Genomic DNA, 22,417 nt, shown 5'->3' on the forward strand with positions numbered 1-22,417 from the left:
CCCCCGACTCACAACCCCCCCCAGCCCCCCTGCCGCGCGCCGGGGCGCCCGGGCCCCCGCCCCCGCCCCCCCCCCCCGGGGGGGGGGGGGGGCCGGCCTCAGCACGCTCGTCTTCCTGCTGCCGATGCTTGTGATCTTCGGCGTGTTCTCCTGGTGGCCCATCCTGCGCAGCGTCGTGATGAGCTTCCAGCACACCAACCTCGTGTCGCCGCCGACCTGGGTCGGCTGGGACAACTTCGTGCAGGTGGTGAACGACCCGCTGTTCTGGACGGCGGTCGGCAACACCGCCTGGTTCGCCCTCCTGGCACTGATCCTCGGCTACCCCGTGCCGCTGATCGCCGCCGTGCTCATGAGCGAGGTGAAGCGGGCGAAGGGCCTGTACAGCGCGCTCGCGTACCTCCCGGTGGTGGTGCCGCCCGTCGTGGCGGTGCTGCTGTGGAAGTTCTTCTACGACGCGCGCCCGACCGGGGTCTTCAACACCATCCTCGGCTGGGTGGGCATCCCGCCGCAGCCGTGGATCCAGGATGCGACGCAGGCGATGCCGTCCCTGGTGGTGGAGGCGACGTGGGCCGCCGCCGGCGGGACGATCATCATCTACCTGGCCGCGATCACCGGCGTCGCCCCCGAGCTGTACGACGCGGCCGAGGTGGACGGAGCCGGGATCTGGCGCAAGATCTGGCACGTCACGCTGCCGCAGCTGCGGAGCGTGCTGCTGATCACACTCATCCTGCAGATCATCGGCACGGCGCAGGTGTTCCTCGAGCCGTTCCTCTTCACCGGGGGAGGCCCGGTCGACTCGACCGTGACGATCCTGCTGCTGATCTACCGGTACGCGTTCCAGAACTCGCTCGGCGGCGACTACGGCGCGGCCACGGCGCTGAGCCTGATCCTGGCCGCGTTCCTCGCCGTCCTCTCCCTCGTGTACTTCCGCCTCACCAAGTCCTGGAGCCAGAGTTGAGCACCTCCACCCAGCTGCCGCCCGAGGTCCGCACCGTCGTCGCCGACGTCATCGAGCCCGGCGCCGTGCCTGAACCGCCGCGGTCGCCACGCCCGTGGCGCCGGCGGCCGCGCCGCGAGCAGGAGGACGGCGGCCGCAGCATCCTGTCGCCGTCGGACCGCCGCCGGCCCGGCGTCCGCTGGACCACGCGCGCCGTGCACGGCGTGCTGCTCGCGCTGCTCGTCGTCGTCGGGCTCGGGCCGCTGCTCTGGCTCGCGAAGGCCGCGATCACCCCGACCGAGGACACGCTCCGGACGCCGATGGCGCTGTTCCCGAACGGCGTCGACTGGGCGAACCTGTCGGAGGCGTGGTCGACCGTCCACATCGACGTGCAGTTCGTCAACACCATCTGGGTGGCGGCGGGGGCGTGGGCGGCGCAGATCCTCGTCGCGACGACCGCGGGGTACGCGCTGAGCGTGCTGCGGCCGCGGTACGGCGCCGTGCTCTACGGGCTCATCCTGACGACGCTGTTCGTGCCGTCGGTGGTGCTGCTCGTGCCGCTGTACCTCACCATCCTGCAGCCGCCGCTGCTCGGGCAGTCGCTCATCAACACGTTCTGGGCGGTGTGGCTGCCGGCCGGGGCGAGCGCGTTCAACGTCGTGCTCGTCAAGCGGTTCTTCGACAACCTCCCGCGCGAGATCTTCGAGGCCGCGCGGACGGACGGCGCCGGGCCGTTCCGGCTGTTCTGGTCGATCGTGCTTCCGATGTCGAAGCCGATCCTCGGCGTGGTGTCGGTCTTCGCGGTCATCGCGGCCTGGAAGGACTATCTGTGGCCGCTGCTCGTGCTGCGCGACCCGGACCTCCAGCCGCTGTCGGTGCGGCTGCCGACCCTCCAGGCCGCGATCCAGCTCGACGTGTACCTGGCGGCGCTCGCGATCTCGACCCTCATCCCGATCGCGCTGTTCCTGGTGTTCCAGGGGCTGTTCCTGCGCAGCGCCGGACTCGGAGGCGCCGTCAAGGGTTGAGGGCGGGCGCCGGGCTAGCATCGAGGGATGCTCTCCCGCAGGTCACGCACGCGTCGCGCCGGTACGCGTCGCGCCGGTACCCGCCGCTGGGCGTCCGCCGTGGTCGCCGCCGGACTAGCGGTCGTGCTGGTGGGATGCAGCGGCGCCGGCGCAGCGGTACCCACGGGGGCGGCGAGCCGGCACCCGAGCGCGACGGCAACGCCCACCCCCACGCCCGACCCGATCACCGCGTTCGCGGAGGCCCGGCTCGCGCGCATGACGCTGCAGCAGAAGGTGGCGAGCCTGTTCGTGCTGCACCAGCCGGGGACCGACGGCGCCGCGCTCGGCGCGTACGCCTCCGGTCACGGGCTCGGCGGGATGATCCTGATGGGCGACAACATCCCGCCCTCGCCCGAGGCGCTGGCGGCGCAGACGGCGGCGATGCGAGCGGCCGACCCCGAGCTGGCGCCGCTGATCGCCATCGACGAGGAGGGCGGCGACGTCACCCGGCTGCCGTGGGACACGCTGCCCGGCGCCGGCGGCCTGCGCGACCAGCCTCCCGCGGCGGCCACCGCGGCGTTCAGCCGGCGTGCGGCGCTGCTGCGGCAGGCCGGGGTGAACGTGAACTTCGGGATCGTCGCCGACGTGACCGCCGACCCCGTCTCCTTCATCGCCGACCGCGTGCTGGGCGGCGACCCCGCCTCGGCGGCGCTGCGGGTGGCGGCCGCGGTCGCGGGGGAGCGCGGCGCCGTGGCGAGCACCCTCAAGCACTTCCCCGGGCACGGGGAGACCGATGCCGACTCGCACCTGACGGTCCCGACCACGCCGCTCGGGCACGACGAGTGGGCCGCGCGGGACGCGCCCTCGTTCCGGGCCGGGGTGGAGGCGGGCGCCGAGTTCGTGATGTTCGGTCACCTCGCCTACAGCGGGGTGGATGCCGCGCCCGCGTCGCTGTCGCCCGCGTGGCACCGCATCCTGCGCGACGAGCTCGGCTTCCGGGGAGTGGCGATCACCGACGATCTCCGGATGCTCGAGGACACCGGGCTCCCGGAGTACCAGGACGCGGGCGAGAACGCCGTGCGCGCCATCGCCGCGGGCAACGACGTGGTCCTCGACGTGCTGCCGGCCGGGGCCGACCCGGCAGGCCTCATCGACCCGGTCGTGACGGCCGTGCAGCAGGGGCGCATCCCGGAGCCGCAGCTGGATGCGAGCGTGCTGCGGGTACTGGAGCTGCGGCGAACGCTCACCGTAAAACAGTGACACGTCAACTTATTTTCGCGATCCCGGAATAGGATCGGGAACCATGCGCTTGCATGTACCTGTGCGGCGCGTGCCGCCCCCGCGACGGACCGACCAAGGAGACAGCGAATGACCATCGACATCCCCGGCTACAAGGCCGGAACCTGGACCATCGACCCCACCCACAGCGAGGTCGGGTTCAGCATCCGCCACCTCATGATCAGCAAGGTGAAGGGTGTCTTCGAGAACTTCGACGCCACCTTCGTCACCGCCGAGAACCCGCTCGACTCCAAGGTCAGCGCCAAGGCCGAGGTCGCCTCCATCAACACCAAGGACAAGAACCGCGATGCGCACCTGCGCACCGGCGACTTCTTCGAGGCCGAGGAGCACCCGACCATCGACTTCGTCTCGACCGGTGTCCGCCACGAGGGCGGCGAGTTCCTCGTCGACGGCGACCTGACCATCAAGGGCGTCACCAAGCCCGTCACGTTCGAGTTCGACTTCGGCGGCTTCGGCCAGGACCCGTACGGCAACTACAAGGCCGGCGCGACCGCGAAGGCGAAGATCAACCGCGAGGACTTCGGCCTCACCTACAACGCGGCGCTCGAGACCGGCGGCATGCTGCTCGGCGACGAGGTGACCATCACCCTCGAGCTCCAGGCGGTCCTGAACCAGGCCTGAGCCCAGCGCCTTCCCGAACCGCCGAGTACACGGATTCTCCGCGTATTCGGCGGTTTCGGCGTAATTCGGGCGTACTCGACGGTTGCCGGCGGGGGAGCGGGGTCGTCAGTGGCCGATCAGGGGGGCGACCGCGCGGGAGATCATGGAGGGGCGGCCGGTCACGCGCTCCTCCAGGTCGGCGGCCTCCATCGCGACGAGTCCGGCGTTCGCGCCCGCGAAGCGCAGCGGCTCCGGCTCCCACGGCCGCGACCGGTGACCGACCCACGGCAGCCGCGTCAGCGCGGTCGACCGGCCGGTGAGGAGGTCGGCGAGCGTGCGGCCCGCGAGGTTGGTCGTGCTGAGCCCGTCGCCGACGTAGCCGCCGGCCCACGCCTCCCGAGCGTCGGGGTCGTGCCAGACGCTCGCGTGCCAGTCCCGCGGGACACCCAGCGGACCGCCCCAGTGGTGCGTGATGCGGGCGCCCACGGCATCCGGGAACAGGTCGAAGAGCGTCCGGACCAGGTGGTCGCGCACGCGCAGCGACCGGTCGTAGTCGGACCGCACCGCGCTGCCCAGGTGGTAGCGGGCGCCCCGGCCGCCGAACGCGATCCGGTCGTCCGCGGTGCGCTGGCCGTACACGATGAGGTTCCGGAAGTCGGTGAAGGTCTGGCCGTGCGCGATCCCGATGCGGTCCCACACCGCGGCGGGGAGCGGTTCGGTCGCGATCATCAGCGAGTACAGCGGGAGGATGCGCCGGCCGACCTGCGGCAGCTGCGACCCGAAGCCCTCCGTCGCGTTGACGACGGTTCCGGCGGTGACGCGGCGCTCGACGCCGGCCGACACGGCCCGGACGACGCCGTCCCGCCAGCCGAGCACCTCCGTCTGCTCCGCGATGGCCGCGCCCCGCGCCTCCACGACACGCGCCAGGCCGCGCACGAGCTTGCCAGGGTGGACGCGTGCGCAGTCCGGCGTGACGGTCGCCGCGACCGCGTCGGTCACCCCGAACCGCGCCCGCACCCGTTCGGTGCCCCACAGCGCGACGCGGTCGACGCCGAAGCGCTCCGCCTCCTCGAATTCAGCGCGTGCGGCCGCCAGCTGCGCGCGGCCGCGGGCGAACGTCACCGTGCCGCCGAGGGCGTAGTCGCAGTCGATGCCCTCCGCCGCCACGACCCTGCCCACCTCGTGGACGGTGGCGACCATCGCCCGGCGCTGCGCGACCGCGGCGTCGGAACCGTATCGCTCGGCCAGCCGCGACGCGGACCAGGGGAACAGTGCCGAGCACCAGCCCCCGTTGCGGCCGGACGCGCCGAACCCGGCGACGTCCTTCTCCAGCAGCAGGATGCGCAGCCCCGGGTCGAGCTGCTGCAGGTAGTACGCGGTCCACAGCCCGGTGAGGCCCGCACCCACGATCGCGACGTCGACCGTCGCGTCGGCCTCGAGGCCGGGGCGGGGACGGAATCCGTCCTCCGCCCCGGCGATCGAGTCGAACCAGAAGCTCGTGCCCCGGTAGTCCATCCCGTTACAGGTGGTTGGACGCCTCGGTGAGCACCGACTCCAGGATCTGCCGGATCTCGACGAACTCGTCCGGCCCGATCGTGAGCGGCGGCGCGAGCTGCACCACGGGGTCGCCGCGGTCGTCGGCACGGCAGTACAGGCCCGCGTCGAACAGCGCCTTCGACAGGAACCCGCGCAGCAGACGCTCGGACTCGTCGTCGTTGAACGTCTCGCGGGTGTTCTTGTCCTTCACCAGCTCGATGCCGAAGAAGTAGCCGTCGCCGCGGACATCGCCGACGATCGGCAGGTCGAGCAGCTTCTCGAGCTCGGCGCGGAACAGCGGCGAGTTCTCGCGGACGCGCTCGTTGAGCTTCTCCTCCTCGAAGATGTCGAGGTTCTCCATCGCCACCGCGGCCGAGACCGGGTGACCGCCGAACGTGTAGCCGTGGTAGAACGACGTGCTGCCGTGCTTGAACGGCTCGTAGATGCGGTCGCTGATGATCGTCGCGCCGATGGGGGAGTAGCCGGAGGTCATCGCCTTCGCGCAGGTGATCATGTCCGGCACGTAGCCGTACTCGTCGCACGCGAACATGTGGCCGATGCGGCCGAAGGCGCAGATGACCTCGTCGCTGACCATGAGCACGTCGTACTTGTCGCAGATCTCGCGCACCCGCTGGAAGTAGCCGGGAGGCGGCGGGAAGCAGCCGCCCGAGTTCTGCACCGGCTCGAGGAACACCGCGGCGACCGTCTCCGGCCCCTCGAACAGGATCATCTCCTCGATTCGGTTGGCCGCCCAGACGCCGAAGGCCTCGAGGTCGTCGCTCGGCGCACCCATCTCGGCCGCCCGGTAGAAGTTCGTGTTCGGCACGCGGAACCCGCCCGGGGTCAGCGGCTCGAACATCTCCTTCATCGCCGGGATGCCGGTGATGGCGAGCGCGCCCTGCGGGGTGCCGTGGTAGGCCACCGCGCGGGAGAGCACCTTGTGCTTGGTGGGCCGGCCCTGCAGCTTCCAGTAGTACTTGGCGAGCTTGAAGGCGGTCTCGACGGCCTCGCCGCCGCCGGTGGAGAAGAACACGCGGTTGAGGTCGCCCGGCGCGTAGTGCGCGAGCCGGTCGGCGAGCTCGATGGCGTTCGGGTGCGCGTACGACCAGATCGGGAAGAACGCGAGCTGCTCGGCCTGCTTGGCCGCGACCTCGGCGAGGCGCTTGCGGCCGTGACCGGCAGCGACGACGAACAGCCCGGAGAGGCCGTCGATGTAGCGCTTGCCGTGCGAGTCCCAGATGTGGTGGCCCTCGCCGCGGGTGATGATCGGGACGCCGTGGCCCTCCTCCATCACGGACTGGCGGGCGAAGTGCATCCAGAGATGGTCCCTGGCCTTCGCCTGCAGGGCCGCCTCGTCGGCAGTGATCGGCTCGCCGAAGGTTTCAACGGTTGTCGTCATGGTTATCGCGTTCCCCAGTTGTAGAACTGCTTATGGAGTTTGAGATAGACGAACGTCTCGGTCGACAGCACGCCGTCGAGGGTCCGGATCTCGGAGTTGAGCATCGTGATCAGATCGAGGTCGTTCTCGCAGACGACCTCGGCGAGGATGTCGAACGAGCCCGCCGTGAGCACGACGTAGTCCACGGCCGGCATGGCCGCGAGCCGGTCGGCGACGACCCGGGTGTCCCCGCTGACGCGGACCCCGATCATCGCCTGGCGGTAGAACCCGAGCTGCATCGGGTCGGTCACCGCCACGATCTGCATGACCCCGGACTCGGTCAGCTTCTGCACGCGCTGCCGCACCGCGGCCTCGCTCAGCCCGACCGCCTTGCCGATCTCGGCGTACGAGCGACGGCCGTCCGCCTGCAGCTGCTCGATGATCGCCTTCGACACGTCGTCGATCTGCGGCGCCTTCGCGCCGTTGGCCGCCTTCGTGCCGTTCGTCGCCCGAGGGGTACTCATGGAGCGATTGTGTCAGTGGGCATGCGGTCCTGCAAGCGATTCCGCACATTCGCGGCCGATCTGCTGACGGAATCCGCAGGGCGGGGCCGGCCGAGTGGCGGTGATCGTCGGCGGCCCACCCGGTGCGACGCCGGCGCCGGGCTAGACTCGAGCAGGTGACCGCCGGCAGCTCCACCCCCGCGACGGGCCCGGTGCGCTCGGCCGGCTATGCGCGCTACGCGCCCACCGGCGGCCCCGCCCGCTGGCTGCTCATCGCCGGGCGGAGGTTCGTCGCCGCGGTCGAGAGCACCGTCTCCGACGAGATCGTCGACGCCGTCTGGTGGCTCGCGGAATCGGAGCTGGCCACCATCGAGTCGGTCGTCGGCGCGTTCCCGCTTGCCGGGCCCGACAGCGTGCGCTCGTTCGCGGTCGCCGAGCTCGGAGCGGCCGGTGCGAACGGAGAACGGATCGTCACGGCGGTCGTGCGCGGATCCGCGGTGATCGACGTCTTCTCGGTCGGAGGCTCGCGGCGGTTCTCCGCCGGCGGCGTCCAGCCGTGGGTGCTCGCCGAGTTCCGCAACGTGACCGGTCTCGTCGTCGGCGGGGACGATCACCCGACCGGACCGGTCGCCACCCTCACCATCGGCTCGCTGCCGCTCGGGCTTGGCGTGGTCGACGGCGAGCTGCTCGCCTGGAGCGTCGCTCCGATCGAGCGCGTGCCGCGGGTCGCGGGCGCACCTGCGGGCGCACCTGCCGGCGTACCCGCCGGCGCTTCCGCCCCGTCCGAACCCGTCGCCGAAGAGACCGTGCTGCGCCGGCGCGTCGGCAGCTCCAGCCTGTTCGGGCACCCCGGCGACCAGGGTGAGCACCCGGGGGCCGAGGGGGCGCACCCGGTCGCGCACGAACTGCCAGGGGCGGTCGACATCGTCGCCCCGATCATCGTGCCGCCCGGGCCGGCACCGGCCTCTCCTCCCGCGCCCGCAGCGCAGGACGAGCTGGCCCCGACCGAGCCGGTCGTCCCCCCGCCCGCCCCGCCGGCGTTCGCACTGCGGATCGGCTCGGCTCCCGCCATCCTGCTCGACGCCCCGGTGCTGATCGGCCGGAGGCCCGCGCCGCTCCGCCTCGACACCGGCGCTCCGCCGCGGCTCGTCGCGGTGGACTCGCCGACGCACGAGGTGTCCGGCACGCACGTCCGGATCGAGCAGGAGGGGGAGGCGGTCGTCGTCACCGACCTCCGCTCCACCAACGGCACGACCGTGACCTCCCCGGCCGGGCACACGACCCTGCTGCGCCCCGGCGAGTCGGTCGCCGTGCTCGCCGGGACCACGATCGCCGTCGGCGACGGTAATATCATCGAGATCACCGCCGCCTCGGCCGGGCTGTGGGGGACGGACCGGCCGCCGATGCGGGAAGACCGCCGAGAAGAAGGACGCCCGTGACCCAGATCGGTCGCAGCAACAGGCGCCACACCGTCACCGTCCCCGGGACGCAGGACGCGCGCATCAGCCTCGCCTGGGCCGCTCTGAGCGACAAGGGATACCGACGCAGCGTCAACGAGGACAGCCTGCTCGCCCGCTCGCCCATCTTCGCCGTCGCCGACGGCATGGGCGGCCACACCGCCGGCGACTTCGCCAGCACCGCCGTCGTCACCCGGCTCGCCGAGCAGGTGTCGACCGATTTCGTGACGGAGGTGTCGCTCACCGGTGCCCTGCGCGCGGCGGTCGACGACATGGGCCGGGGCGTCGGGCACACCGATCTCGGCACGGGCACGACGGTGACGGGCATCGCGCTCACCCTCGTGGAGGGCTCGCCGTACTGGCTCGTGTTCAACATCGGCGACTCGCGCGTCTACAGCTTCCGCGACGGCACGCTGGAGCAGCTCACCCTCGACCACTCGATCGTGCAGGAGCTGCTCGACGCGGGCGCCATCACCCCGGCGGAGGCGGAGGTGCACCCGCACAGCAACGTGATCACGCGCGCGGTCGGGTTCAACGAGGACCCGGTGCCCGACTACTTCCTGCTGCCGATCGTCGCCGGTTCCCGGCTGCTGGTGTGCTCCGACGGGCTCACCAAGGAGCTGACCGAGCACGGCATCCGGTACTTCCTGAGCGAGGGCAGCTCGCCCGCGGATGCGGCGCAGCAGCTGATGGACGCGGCGCTCGGCAACGGCGGCCGCGACAACGTCACCGTGGTGGTCGTCGACGTGCTCGCGACGCCGGAGTCCGGCGCCCATCGCGAGGGCACTCCGCGGCGCGCGGCGCGGCGCCACTAGGACGCCGCCGGCGCTCCGCCGGTCCCGTTCGTGACCCCCGAGTTGGGGGTCGTCCAGTTGTCCCCAGACCGGGTCCTGGCAGCCGCCGGGCGAGGTGCCGCTGCCTACAATTGTCAGACCGTTTCCACAGCAGCGGATGCCGTCCGCGACGACCGGGAGGAGCAACGTGGCCCGGCGCCTGCCGTCCCAGCCGCCGAACCTCCCCGGCTTCTCGTACGTCCGGGTGCTCGGTTCGGGCGGCTTCGCCGACGTCTTCCTGTACGAGCAGAACATGCCGCGGCGCCAGGTCGCGGTCAAGGTCATGCTCGCCGAGGTGGTGACCAGCCAGGTCAAGCAGATGTTCCAGGCCGAGGCCAACCTGATGGCGCAGCTGAGCACGCATCCCTCGATCCTCACCGTGTACCAGGCGAGCGTCTCGGCCGACGGCCGGCCCTACCTCGTCATGGAGCTGTGCTCGTCCGCGATCGGGCAGCGCTACCGCACCGAGCCGCTGGCGGTGGCCGACGCGCTGAGCGTCGGCGTCCGCATCGCCAGCGCGGTCGAGACCGCCCATCGCGCCGGCGTCCTCCACCGCGACATCAAGCCCTCCAACATCCTCACCACGGCGTATGGGCACCCGGTGCTGAGCGACTTCGGCATCGCGGCCACCCTCAGCGAGGCCGACGTGACGGAGGCGATCGGGCTCAGCATCCCGTGGTCCGCGCCGGAGGTGCTGCTCGACGAGACCAGTGGCACCATCGCCAGCGAGGTCTGGTCGCTCGGTGCGACGCTGTACTCGCTCCTCGCGGGCCGGTCGCCGTTCGAGGTGCCGGGCAAGGAGAACACCTCCGCCGAGCTGATCCAGCGGATCACGAAGGGCCGGCCGCTGCCGATCGGCCGCGCCGACGTGCCTGCGCGGCTGGAGCAGGTGCTGCTGCGCGCGATGTCGCGCAAGCCGGCGCAGCGACAGCGCAGCGCGCTGGAGCTGATCAGGGAGCTGCAGTCGGTCGAGGTCGAGCTCGGCCTCCCGCAGACGCCGATCGAGGTCGCGATGGACGACTGGGCGCTGGCCACGGCCGACGACCCGGAGGACCGGACCCGCGTGCGGGGCGTCGTCGCCGTCGACCCGGGGTCGGCGCGGAGGCGCCGCCGGCGGGCGCCCGTCGAGGCGCCGTCCGGCGCGCGCGGGCCGACCCGTGCGCCGACCCGCACCATCGTGCGCGAGAGCGGGAGCGCCCCGAGCACCCAGCCCAGCGCCCCGGCCCGCACGCCGCGCGCGCTCATCGTCTCGCTGGTCGCCTGCGCCGTCCTGGTCGTGGTGCTCGCCGTCACCGCCGGGATCGTCCTGGTGCGTGCCGGCCAGGCCGACGACATCCCGACCGTCCGCGACCTCAGCGGGCGGGTCACCGGGAGCACGATCGTGTTCACCTGGACCGACCCCGGCCTCCAGGAGGACGACGCCTACCAGGTCGCGGTCGACGGCTCGCCGCCGAGCAGCCAGCGCGCCACCGAGTTCCGGGTGGATGCGAAGCCCGGGCAGACGGTCTGCGTCACCGTGACCGTGAACCGCGCGGGCCGCACCGGCGAGCCGAGCGGGCAGAAGTGCGTCGAGCGGACGGACTCGCCGTGAGCGGGCCGGGCGCCGTGTGGTCGTGGGTCGCCGCGCACAAGTCCGTCGCGGCGACGGCGGTCTCCGGGACGGTGGTGGCCGCCCTGGTCACGACGCTCGCGGTGGTCTCCGGCGGCTACAGCGCCCAGCACATGATGCTCGACGACGCCGCCGTGTGGGTGGCGAGCGACGCCAAGAAGTCGCTGGGCCGCGCCAACACCGAGATCGAGAAGCTCAACTCCGTCGTCGCGGGCACGGGGGAGGCGCTCGACGTGGTGCAGGACGGCGAGAACGTCCTCCTCGTCGACCGCGAGGCCAGCACGGTCGCCGCCGTCGACCCGGCGACCGCCGAGGCGGGCAAGTCGGTCGCGCTGCCGCCGCGATCGCCGCAGGTGGCCGTCGCGGGCGACCACGTCGCGCTGCTGTCGCAGACGACCGGCCAGCTGTGGCTGACGACGATGGACCAGCTCGACCAATACAACGCGGGGTCGGCGCCGACCATCGACCTCGGCGGGCGGACCGTCGCCGCGCTCGACCCGTCGGGCGTCCTGTTCGCCTACCAGCCCGGCACGCGCTCGGTCGTCCGCGTCGACCTCACCGGTCCGGAGCCCGCGACGACCACGCAGAAGGTTGCGACGACCGGCGAGGGCGAGGATGTCGCCATCACCTCGGTGGCGGGGCACTGGGCGGTCTTCGACCCGGCCGAGCGCACCCTGTGGCTCGACGGCAGGGCCGTGGGCCTCGGCAGCGAGCTGCAGGGCGCATCCGACATCGTCCTGCAGCAGCCGTCGGCGACCGGGTCGGCCGTGTGGCTGGCCGCGAGCACGGGCCTCGTCCGCGTGCCGCTCGACGGGTCGGCGCCGACGCGCCCGCTGACCGGGGCGTCCGGCGCTCCCGCCGCGCCGGTCACGGTCGCCGGCTGCACCTACGCCGCCTGGACCGGGGGAGCGGCCTGGCGGTCGTGCGCGGCCGGAGGCAGCGGCTCGTCCACGAACTTGGCGGAGGTACCGGGAGGCGCCCAGCTGGCGTTCCGCGTCAACCGGGAGCGCGTCGTGCTCAACGACGCCCGCTCCGGCGTGGCGTGGGCGGTGCAGAGCGGCAACACCCGCATCGACAACTGGGACGAGCTGGTGTCGAAGAAGACCACGCAGGAGCTCGTGGACCAGTCGAAGACCGACAGCGCGCCGCAGTACGAGAAGCAGGAGGAGCCTCCCGTCGCCGCCGACGACGCGTTCGGCGCCCGGCCGGGCCGCGTGACGCCGCTGCCGGTGCTGCTGAACGACTACGACGCCAACGGCGACGTGCTGACCATCGACTCGTTCACGGCCATCCCGGACGGCCAGGGCACGGTCGAGCTGACCAATGCGGACCAGCAGCTGCAGATCTCCCTCCCCGAGACGGCGAGCGGGGCGATCGCCTTCGACTACACGATCTCGGACGGGCGCGGCGGTACCGCCACCGCGCACGTCACGGTCACCGTGCGGGTGGCGGAGGAGAACTCGCCGCCGGTGTGCGTGCGCAACGCCAAGGCGGTGGTGCAGTCCGGCGGACGCGTCACCGCCGCTGTGCTGGGCGACTGCTTCGACCCGGACGGCGACTCGTTCTACCTGGCCGGCGCCGCCGTCCCCGCGCCCGATCTCGTCACCCACACGCCGCAGGGCCAGGTCGCGTACTCCGACCACGGCGACGGCGGGTCGGTCAAAGACGTCTCCCTCGTGCTCTCCGACGGCCGCTCCGAGGGCACGGGCCTGCTGGCGGTGACCGTGCGGCCGCCGGGCCAGGTGCCGATCATCGCCGACCCGTTCGCCGTCCAGGCGTACGAGGGGCAGGAGGTCACGGTCCGCCCGCTCGACCACGTGCGCGGCGGCAACGGCACGGTGCGGCTGAGCACGGTCCCGACCAAGGCGGACGCGACGCTGACCCCCGACTACCAGGGCGGCACCTTCCGCTTCGAGTCGGACCAGCCGGGCACCCACAACATCGAGTACTCGGTCACCGACGGCGTGGTGACGACCACCGGGCTGGTGCGGGTGGAGGTGAAGGCTCCTCCCGGGGCCAAGACCGCGCCGATCGCGGTGCCGCACACCGCGTTCATCCGCGAGCAGTCCACGCAGGACGTCGACGTGCTCTCGACCGACATCGATCCCTCCGGCGGCGTCCTGCTGGTCACCGGGGTGACCCCGCCCGACCCCGCCACCGGCGTGTCGGTGCAGGTGCTGCAGCAGCGCACCCTCCGCGTCACCCTCGGCCGTCCGCTCGCCGGCCCGGTCGACTTCCACTACCGGCTCAGCAACGGCCTGGCCGACACGGTCGGGACCGTCACGATCGTGCAGCTGCCCCCGCTCGCCGTGCACCAGCCGCCGATCGCGGCGCCCGACTCGATCGCCGTGCGGGTGGACGACGTCGTCGACATCCCGGTGCTCGCCAACGACGTGCAGCCCGACGGCGACGAGCTGACGCTCGACCCGGCGCTCGCGACCCCGCTGCCGGCCGGCGCCGGTCTGCTGTTCGCGAGCGGTGACCAGCTGCGCTACCTGGCGCCGTCGAAGCCGGGCAACTACACGGCCGCATACCGGGTCACCGGGGAGGACGGGCAGTGGGCGACCGCCGAGGTCACCATCGCCGTGCGCGAGCGCGACGCCGCCACGAACAACCCGCCGGTGCCCAAGACCGTGACGACGCGCGTGCTCGCCGGCGACGTCGTCCGCGTGACCGTCCCGCTCTCGGGGATCGACCCCGACGGCGACTCCGTGCAGTTCATCGGGCAGGAGACGAACCCGCAGAAGGGCGCGGTCGTCGCCTCTGGGCCCGACTGGATGGACTTCCAGGCCGGCGAGTACGCGGCGGGGACCGACACCTTCTCCTACGCGGTGGTCGACGCGCTCGGCGCTCGGGCGACCGGCACGGTCCGCGTCGGCATCGCCCCGCACGTGGAGGGGGCGCGCAACCCGGTGGCCGTGCAGGACGACGTGACCGCGCGTCCCGCGAAGACGCTCAGCGTCCAGGTCCTCGCCAACGACAGCGATCCGGACGGCAGCCCGCTCTCGGTGACCGCCGTGACCTCCCTCGACGGGAAAGCGAAGGCGAAGGTCACCGGCGACCTCGTGCAGGTGGTCACGCCGTCGGCGGAGGGCACGTACGGGTTCCTCTACAGCATCCAGAACGAGCGGGGAGGGACGAGCCAGGCGTTCCTCCGCGTCACCGTCGACGAGAACGCGCCGCCCGCGCGGCCCGTCGTCGACGACACGACGCTGGGGCTGTCCGACATCCTCGGCAAGGAGCACGTCGACGTGAACGTGCTGGCCAACGTCTTCTTCGCCGACGGGCCGGTGTCGTCGCTGAGGCTGTCGCTGGTCCCTGGCTACGGATCGGACGCGCGCGTCACGTCCGACAAGCGCATCCGGGTGGCGATCGCCGCGGACAGCCAGATCATCCCGTTCCGCGTCGCCAACCCGGAGGACGAGTCGATCGTCGCCTACGGCTTCGTGCACGTCCCCGGCTACGACGACGCGCTGCCGCAGCTCAAGCGCGGCGCGCCGGCTCTCACCGTCGTCAGCGAGAAGACGCTGACCATCCACCTCAACGACTACATCGTCGCGGTCGGCGGCAGGAAGGTGCGGCTTACCGACGCCGCGACCGTGCGCGCGACCCACGCCGACGGCGACGACCTGGTCGTGAACAGCGACACCCTCCAGTACACGTCGTCCTCGCGGTACTTCGGCCCGGCCTCCATCTCGTTCCAGGTCACCGACGGCACGAGCGCGAACGACCCGAAGGGCAATGTCGCGACGATCGTCCTGCCGATCGAGGTGACCCCGCGGGAGAACCAGCCGCCCGTCTTCACCGGGGCGCTCATCGATTTCGAACCCGGCCAGTCGAAGACCGTCGATCTGGCCAAGCTCACCCGCTATCCGTACGCCCAGGACCAGGACGAGCTGCAGTACAGCATCCAGGAACCGCGGCCGGAGGGCGTGACGCTCGCCCTGGACGGGCAGAAGCTGACCGTGACGGTCGCGGCCGGCACCGCCAAGGGCGCGCGGCCCTCGATCGCGATCGGCGTGAAGGACGCGGTCAACGCGGGGCAGGCGGGCCGCATCGACGTCAACGTCGTCCCGTCCACCCGCCCGCTGGCCAGCCCGCAGTCCGACCGCGTGATCGCGCCGCGCGGCAAGACCTCCACCGTCGACGTGCTCACCAACGACCAGGCGACGAACCCGTTCCCCGGCAAGCCGCTGCGCGTCGTCGCCGTGCGGGCCGCGAGCGGCGGCCTCCCGGACGGGGTGAGCGTGACGCCGAGCGCAGACAACGCCACGCTGTCGATCACCGTCTCGCCGACGGCGGCACCCGCCGACGCGACCCTGCAGTACGAGGTCGCCGACGCCACCGGTGACGCCGACCGCTACACCTGGGGCACGGTCGTCGTCTCGGTGCAGGACCGGCCGGCCCCCGTCTCCAACGTGCAGATCGGCGCGATCGGGGACCGCAGCCTCGCGCTCAGCTGGGTGCCCGGCGCGTTCAACAACTCGCCGATCACCGGGTTCGACGTGACGATGGCGTCGGCGGCGACCGGGGCGACGCTCTCCACGACCGAGTGCAGCACCACGACCTGCACCATCCAGACGCCGGGGAACGGCCCGGACAACGCCGTCACGCTGACCGTGCGGGCGAAGAACGCCCTCGGCGCCTCCGACCCGACCTCCTACGCCGAACCGGTCTGGTCGGATGTGGTCCCGAACGCGCCCGCCTCCGTCGGTTCGACGCCGCTCGACCACGGGCTCCGAATCACCTGGACGAAGCCGGCGGACGCCCCGGGGGCGAGCCCGATCACCTCGTACTGGGTGACGCTCGGCGGCGTGACCAACTCGCTGCAGGTGCTCGGGAGCGACCCCGTCGGGACCGCGTACTCGCTGTCGATCACCGACGCCGGGATCGCGAACGGCGCCTCCATCGGCTTCGCCGTCTCGTCGCGCAACGGCTTCTACCAGGGCCGCACGACCTGGAACCAGACGGAGGGGAGCGGCGTGCCCGCCGGAGCGCCGCTGACCACCGGCGTCTCCCCGGTCGCCACCCCGAGAGAAGAGGACGGGACGACCGCGACGCTGAGCTGGTCCGGCGTGTTCAGCGACAACGGCAAGCCGATCACGGACTACTTCGCGGCGGTGTTCCAGGGCGGCGCCGTGCCGAACTGCACCGTGACCGGGGTGGCCGACGGCGCGCCCGTGCTGCGCCACGATCCGCTGTCCGGATCCTTCAAGCAGGTGGAGGGCGGACAGGTGTCGTTCTCCGGCCTGCAGCCCAACCAGACCTACGGCTTCGCGGTGTACGCGTACAACGGTCAGGGCTGCACCCGCAGCTCGATCGCGACCGCGACCGTCCGCCAGGCGCCGGGAGGCGTGACCGACGTCGCGGCCTCGGCCGGCCCGCAGCCGAACGGCGGCAGCTCCTACGACTTCCAGGTCGACGTGCAGTACCGCCACGGCAGCGGCAGCAGCCCGGTCATCGACTACACCCTCCTCGGCCCCGGAGTCGCGGAGCGCGGTCAGCTGAAGGGCACGAGCGGGCTGGCCTCCGGCCAGAACGCCGCGAGCCACTACGGCGTCCCGCTGCAGATCCGCATCGACAGCATCTGCGAGACGTATCCGGATGGATCCCAGCTGTGCTCGACTCCCGGCTTCACGACGCCTCTGGGTGTCGCGGTGAGCACCGCGATCGACGGCCAGCGCTACGACCCGGCCACGCGCACCTTCACGTGGACGTCGTGGCCGACCGGCTCCGGGTACAGCAGCGTGACCTACAGCTGCGACGGCGGCGTCACGACCGCGCCGATGCCGGCGGCCGGCCAGACCGCGAGCTGCGTCGCTCCCGTTGACGTGCTCGACCCTGCGCTGCAGGTCCGCGTGACCGTTGGCGACGCGGAGTACACGCAGACATATCCCGCCTCCGGCATGCCATGATGATCGCCCGCCATACTGTCGGAGGGGGAACCCGAGCCTCCCGCCCCGCCCGACCCGACCGACCGATCCGACCCGACCGACCCCGAGAGGCCGCAGCATGACGATGACCCCCGAGCAGGCCAGCTGGTTCTCGGGCGTGTTCGACCGCCTGGTGCAGAACATCGACCGCGTGCTCCTGGGCAAGACCCACGTCATCCGGCTCGCCCTGACGGCGATGCTGAGCGAGGGCCACCTGTTGCTCGAGGACTACCCGGGGACCGGCAAGACCTCGCTCGCGCGCGCCATCGCCGAGAGCGTCCGCGGCACCACCAACCGGGTCCAGTTCACGCCCGATCTGCTGCCGGGCGACATCACGGGCGTCAACATCTACGACCAGCGGACGGGCGCCTTCGAGTTCCACCGCGGCCCGATCTTCGCCAACATCGTGCTCGCCGACGAGATCAACCGGGCGAGCCCGAAGACGCAGTCCGCCCTCCTGGAGGTGATGGAGGAGCAGCAGGTCACCGTGGACGGCGTCCGGCATCCGGTCGGCGCCCCCTTCATGGTGATCGCGACCCAGAACCCGATCGAGCAGGCCGGAACCTACCGGCTGCCGGAGGCGCAGCTCGACCGGTTCCTGATGAAGGCGTCGATCGGCTATCCGGACCACGAGGCGACGCTGCGCATCCTGGAGGGCGCGGAGCGCCGCGCCCACGAGGTCGTCGTGCCCGAGGTCGTCTCGGCCGCCACGGTCGTCGAGATGGCGACGATGGCGCGCGGCGCGCACGTCGACCCGACGATCAACGACTACGTCTCGCGCCTGGTCGAGGCCAGCCGCGACGCCGACGAGATCCGGCTGGGCGTCAGCGTGCGCGGCGCGCTCGCCCTGGTCCGCGCGGCCAAGACGCTGGCTGCCGCGTCCGGCCGGTACTACGTGACGCCCGACGATGTGAAGGCGCTGGCCGAGCCGGTGCTCGCCCACCGCCTGGTGCTCGACCCGGAGGCCGAGTTCGAGGGCGTCACCGCCTCCAGCATCGTCGGCCAGCTGCTGATCGAGGTCCCGCCGCCGAGCGATCGGGCCGCCGTGTGACCACCGTCACCCGGACGCAGGCGGAGCTCACCAACGCGCGGGCCCGCATCGTCGGCGAGCGGGAGGGCGTCCTCGCCGACGCGATCGTCTGGATCGTCCGCACGAGCGCCGTTGCCGGCCGTGCCGTCGCCCGGGTCGCCCGGCGCGTCAGCGGCGTCGTCACGCCGCTCGGCTGGTCGATGGCGCTGCTCATGGTGGCGGCGCTGACCGCCGGGTACGTCTTCGGCTGGGTGGAGGCCGTCGTGCTCGGGTGGGCGGCGCTCGCCCTCCTGGTCATCGCCTCCGGCTACCTCGCCGGGCGCATCGCGTATGCGGTTCGGCTCTCGCTGCCCGCGAACCGCGTTGTCGTCGGCGACCGGGCGCCGGGCGGGGTCGCGATCCGCAACCCGCTGCGGCGCCGGCTCCCGGGGGTCCGGGTGGAGGTGCCGGTCGGGCACGGGCTCGCCGAGTTCGCCGCGCCGCCGCTGGCCGCGGGGGAGGAGCACGCGGACGTCTTCATCGTGCCGACCCAGCGCCGCGGCGTGGTCCCGATCGGCCCGGTCAGGACGGTGCGGGCCGACCCCATCGGGCTGCTGCGGCGCGAGGTGGTGTGGGCGGAGTCGCTCGACCTCTTCGTGCACCCGCGCATCATCGCGATCCCGAGCATGAGCACCGGCTTCGTGCGGGACCTGGAGGGCGCTCCCACCCGCGACCTGACCTCCAGCGACATCGCCTTCCACGCCCTGCGGGAATACCAGCCGGGCGACGAGCGCCGCTACATCCACTGGAAGAGCACCGCGAAGACCGGCAGCTACATGGTGCGCCAGTTCGAGGAGACCCGGCGCAGCCACCTCCTCGTCGCGCTCAGCCTGTCCGAGGCCGACTACGCCACCGACGAGGAGTTCGAGCTGGCCGTGAGCGCGACCGGCTCCCTCGGCGTGCGCGCGATGCTCGACTCCCGCACGGTGTCGGTGGTGGCGAGCGCCGAGACGCCGGACTTCGCCAAGCGGATGGTCTTCAGCTCGCGCCGGCTGCGCACGGTGAACCGCGGCTCCCTGCTCGACGACCTCTCGGGCGTGGAGCGCGCGACCGCCGCGCTGCGCCTGCCCGAGCTGGCCCAGGTGGCGGCGGAGGATGCGGCCGGCATCTCCATCGCGTTCCTCGTGTGCGGCTCGGTACCGACGGCGACGCAGCTGCGGGCGGCGGCCTCCCACTTCCCGCTCGGGGTCGATGTGGTGGCGATCGTCTGCGACGAGGGCGCCGCGCCGTCGCTGCGCCGGGTCGCCGACCTCAGCGTGCTCACCATCGGCTACCTGGAGGACCTCCAGCGCAGCCTGGCGAAACGGCTCGCGACATGACCGGGCTCGCGCGCCTGCGCGGCGCGGCGGTCGACGTCGGCTTCGCCCTCGTGGCCGTCGGGCTCGCGGCCTGGTCGTTCTGGCCGATCTACCAGTCGCCCGCGTTCGTCGTCATGCTGGCGGGGGCGCTCGTCCTCGGCGGGGCCATCGCGGTGGTCGCGGCGCTGTTCCGCTGGCCGAGCATCGTCGTCGCCGGGCTGATCGCGGTCGGGTACCTCGCGACGGGGGTGCAGCTGGCCGTGCCGACCGCGGCCACGGCGGGCGGCCTCCTGCCCACCGCGGACGGATTCGTCACGCTCGTGCAGGCGACCTGGCTGAGCTGGAAGCAGCTGGTCACGATCACCGTCCCGGTCGGGTCGTACCAGGCCCTGCTCGTGCCGGCCTTCGTGCTGACGCTGCTGGCGGCCGTCGTCGCCGTCTCGACCGCCGTGCGGTCCTCCCGGCCAGAGCTCGCCGCGATCGTCCCGGTCGTGCTGCTCGTGGCCGGCGTGCTGTTCGGCTCGGCCGTCGCGCCCGTCCCGGTCCCGCTGGTCCTGGCGCTCGGCGCTGTGCTGCTGATCTGGCTCATCCGGCTGCGGCTGCGGCGGCGCAACGCGGCCATCCGCACCCTCCGCGAGCAGAGCGGCCTGCGGGTGGAGACGCGGCGCGAGCGCCGCTCGACCGTGCTGCTCACCGCGGTCGGCGCCGCCGTCATGATGCTCGGCGCCGGCGCGGTCGGGATCGCTGCGGCCGCCCTCGCGCCTCCCTCCGGCGACCGGCAGGTGGTCCGGACGGCCGTCGAGCAGCCCTTCGACCCCCGCGAGCACCCCAGCCCGCTGAGCGGGTTCCGCGCCTACCTGCAGGAGCCGCGCGCCGACCAGCCGATGCTGAGCGTGACGGGCCTGACCGGCGACAGGAGGCTGCGCATCGCGACGCTGGACACCTACGACGGCGTCACGTACTCGGTCGGCAGCGGCGACGTCACGAGCGCCTCCGGCTCGTTCACCCGGCTGCCGTACCGCCTGGACCAGTCCGGCGTGCGCGGGACGCAGGCGGAGCTGACCGTCACGATCCGCGGCTACCGCGGGCCGTGGGTGCCCGGGTCAGGGCAGCTGGAGCAGCTGTCCTTCCTCGGCCCGGACGGCGCGTCGCTCGACGACGCCTTCTCGTACAACGACGTCACCGGCACCGGGGCCGTCACCACGAGCCTCTCCGACGGCGACACGTACACCGCGGACTCGGTCGTCAAGCCGCAGCTGACCGCCTCGCAGCTGGAGCGCGTGCAGCCGGGCTCCGCCGCGGTCCCTCGGCCGTCGGTCGTGCCCGACGAGCTGCAGTCGACGCTGCAGAAGTACACCGCGGGCGTCACCGGCGCCGGCGCGCGGCTGGCAGCCGCGCTGAAGGGCCTCGCCGCCGACGGCTACCTCAGCCACGGCGTCGGCCCCGACGAGCCCGCCAGCCGCTCCGGCCACGGCGCCGACCGGATCACCGAGCTGCTCACCGATGTGCCGATGCTGGGGGACCAGGAGCAGTACGCGGTGACCGCCGCACTCATGGCCCGGCAGCTCGGGTTCCCCGCCCGGGTCGTCGTCGGGTTCGTCGCACCGGGCGATGTCGCCGCCAACGGACCCGTAACCTTCGTCGGCTCCGACATCTCGGCCTGGATCGAGGTGCAGACGAGCACGGGCTGGGTCACCGTCGACCCGACGCCGCCCCAGCGGCCCGTCCCGCCGAAGCAGCCGGAGCAGCCGACGCAGATCTCCCGCCCGCAGACCAACGTGCAGCCCCCGGTCGACGAGAACCCGCAGCGCAAGGACGAGCCGCCGCAGTCGCAGGTCGACAGCGCCGACCAGAAGCCGCCGGACCCGGCGCTCGAGACGCTGCTCGGCATCCTCACCGCCGTCGGCTGGGTGGTGCTGGTGCTCGGCGTGCTGGTCTCGCCGTTCCTCGCCGTCATCGCGGCCAAGTGGAGGCGCAGGGCGCTGCGCCGCTCCGCCCGCACGGCCGCCGAGCGCATCGTGGGCGGCTGGCGCGAGTTCGCGGATGCGGCCGTCGATCACGGCTACGACCCTCCGCCCTCCGCCACGCGGCTGGAGTTCGCACAGACCATCGGAGGCGCCCGCGCCTCCGCCCTCGCCAAGGTCGCCGACCGCGCCGTCTTCAGCCCGGCCGCGCCGACCCCGGAGGAGGCGGACACGGTCTGGAAGGCGGTCGACGACCTCCGCGGGCAGCTCGCGAAGCGCGACACGCGGTGGAAGCGGCTGCTCGCTGCCGTCTCCCTGCGTTCGCTCGGTTACCGTGGAGGAACACGGGAGAGGAAGGTCAGGCGATGAACTGTCGGGTGTGCGGCGCTGAGCTGGCGGAAGGCACCCTGTTCTGCGGCAACTGCGGGAGCTCGGTCACGGCCTCCCGGGTGCGTCCGCCCGAGATCGCCGACCCCCGCCCCTCCGACACCTCGATCATCTCGGAGCGCCTGCCCTCGGTCGACGAGCTGCCGCCGCCGCCCGCCGTCGCGGGCCGGTTCCCGGCGGTCGACGACCTCGACGAGGACGGCCTTCCGCCGACCGAGGCCATCGTCCTCCCGCTGGAGGCCGCCCCTCCCGCGCCGCCCGCGCGCCCGTTCACGCTGAGCTTCTCGACCGGCGAGTCCGTGGAGGTCGTCGGCTCCGGTCTCGTCGGCCGCCGGCCGATCACGCAGCCGGGGGAGCGGGTCGACCAGCTCGTCGCCATCTCCGATCCCGCGCGCAGCGTGTCGAAGACCCACCTCGAGTTCGGCGTGGAGGCCGGCGAGCTGTGGATCTGCGACCGCTACTCCGGCAACGGCACGGTCGCGCACCCGCTCGGCGGCGTTGCCCCCCGCGGGGGGGCGGGGCCCCGCGAACGCGGGGCGCGGGGGGCGAGGGGGGGGATAGGGGCCCAGGGGGTAGACGGCCGCAGAGCCCCCCCGCCGCCCCCCCCGCC

At 72.7% G+C, this 22,417-nt stretch carries 15 protein-coding genes; 12 read left to right on the forward strand and 3 right to left on the reverse strand.

The window, feature by feature from the left end:
- From ACR9ZG_RS10225 to ACR9ZG_RS10240, 4 genes are all read left to right on the forward strand, one after another.
- Positions 1–958: carbohydrate ABC transporter permease (locus ACR9ZG_RS10225; protein WP_481284723.1), on the forward strand; the 958-nt coding region annotated here is incomplete at its 5' end.
- A 140-nt stretch (positions 959–1,098) separates the two neighbouring features.
- Entirely contained in the window at positions 1,099–1,962 is an 864-nt protein-coding gene (locus ACR9ZG_RS10230) for a carbohydrate ABC transporter permease (protein ID WP_481284736.1), read from the forward strand.
- 27 nt (positions 1,963–1,989) lie between these two features.
- Complete coding sequence (locus ACR9ZG_RS10235) at positions 1,990–3,201, forward strand: glycoside hydrolase family 3 N-terminal domain-containing protein (RefSeq protein WP_481284724.1); 1,212 nt, start codon at positions 1,990–1,992, stop codon at positions 3,199–3,201.
- Positions 3,202–3,309: 108 nt separating this feature from the next.
- Positions 3,310–3,861 carry a YceI family protein gene (locus tag ACR9ZG_RS10240; RefSeq protein WP_481284725.1) on the forward strand — a complete coding sequence of 184 codons (552 nt, stop codon included), beginning with the start codon at positions 3,310–3,312 and terminating at the stop codon, positions 3,859–3,861.
- Between the two features lie 105 nt (positions 3,862–3,966).
- Here the strand turns inward: ACR9ZG_RS10240 and ACR9ZG_RS10245 are convergent, their stop codons facing one another.
- From ACR9ZG_RS10245 to ACR9ZG_RS10255, 3 genes are read right to left on the reverse strand one after another with little or no spacing between them, the layout of a single operon-like run.
- Positions 3,967–5,355, reverse strand: a complete 1,389-nt coding sequence (locus ACR9ZG_RS10245) for an NAD(P)/FAD-dependent oxidoreductase (protein ID WP_481284726.1) — start codon at positions 5,353–5,355, stop codon at positions 3,967–3,969.
- A gap of 4 nt (positions 5,356–5,359) precedes the next feature.
- Positions 5,360–6,775, reverse strand: a complete 1,416-nt coding sequence (locus ACR9ZG_RS10250) for an aspartate aminotransferase family protein (protein WP_481284727.1) — start codon at positions 6,773–6,775, stop codon at positions 5,360–5,362.
- Between the two features lie 2 nt (positions 6,776–6,777).
- A complete protein-coding gene (locus ACR9ZG_RS10255) occupies positions 6,778–7,278 on the reverse strand; it encodes an Lrp/AsnC family transcriptional regulator (RefSeq protein ID WP_481284728.1) in 501 nt (166 codons plus the stop codon).
- A gap of 155 nt (positions 7,279–7,433) precedes the next feature.
- Here ACR9ZG_RS10255 and ACR9ZG_RS10260 point away from each other — a divergent pair, with 155 nt between their 5' ends.
- From ACR9ZG_RS10260 to ACR9ZG_RS10295, 8 genes are all read left to right on the forward strand, one after another.
- On the forward strand, positions 7,434–8,696 hold the full coding sequence (locus tag ACR9ZG_RS10260) for an FHA domain-containing protein (protein ID WP_481284729.1): 1,263 nt from the start codon (positions 7,434–7,436) through the stop codon (positions 8,694–8,696).
- Positions 8,693–9,529, forward strand: coding sequence for a PP2C family protein-serine/threonine phosphatase (locus tag ACR9ZG_RS10265; RefSeq protein ID WP_481284730.1), 837 nt, complete (start codon positions 8,693–8,695; stop codon positions 9,527–9,529). The genes ACR9ZG_RS10260 and ACR9ZG_RS10265 overlap by 4 nt, the downstream gene beginning before the upstream one ends.
- Positions 9,530–9,665: 136 nt before the next feature.
- Positions 9,666–11,138 carry a serine/threonine-protein kinase gene (locus tag ACR9ZG_RS10270; RefSeq protein ID WP_481284731.1) on the forward strand — a complete coding sequence of 491 codons (1,473 nt, stop codon included), beginning with the start codon at positions 9,666–9,668 and terminating at the stop codon, positions 11,136–11,138.
- Positions 11,111–17,071, forward strand: a complete 5,961-nt coding sequence (locus ACR9ZG_RS10275) for an Ig-like domain-containing protein (protein ID WP_481284732.1) — start codon at positions 11,111–11,113, stop codon at positions 17,069–17,071. The genes ACR9ZG_RS10270 and ACR9ZG_RS10275 overlap by 28 nt, the downstream gene beginning before the upstream one ends.
- A gap of 97 nt (positions 17,072–17,168) precedes the next feature.
- Complete coding sequence (locus ACR9ZG_RS10280) at positions 17,169–18,140, forward strand: AAA family ATPase (RefSeq protein ID WP_301208660.1); 972 nt, start codon at positions 17,169–17,171, stop codon at positions 18,138–18,140.
- Positions 18,137–19,477 (forward strand): DUF58 domain-containing protein, encoded by a 1,341-nt coding sequence (locus tag ACR9ZG_RS10285; RefSeq protein WP_481284733.1) that lies wholly within the window; start codon positions 18,137–18,139, stop codon positions 19,475–19,477. The genes ACR9ZG_RS10280 and ACR9ZG_RS10285 overlap by 4 nt, the downstream gene beginning before the upstream one ends.
- Positions 19,474–21,789 (forward strand): transglutaminaseTgpA domain-containing protein, encoded by a 2,316-nt coding sequence (locus ACR9ZG_RS10290; RefSeq protein ID WP_481284734.1) that lies wholly within the window; start codon positions 19,474–19,476, stop codon positions 21,787–21,789. Before ACR9ZG_RS10285 ends, ACR9ZG_RS10290 begins: the two co-directional genes overlap by 4 nt.
- The coding region (locus tag ACR9ZG_RS10295; protein WP_481284735.1) for a zinc ribbon domain-containing protein at positions 21,786–22,417 on the forward strand (632 nt) is incomplete at its 3' end. The genes ACR9ZG_RS10290 and ACR9ZG_RS10295, both read left to right, overlap by 4 nt.

The sequence above is a fragment of the Leifsonia sp. KNZ12-8B genome (assembly GCF_056755495.1).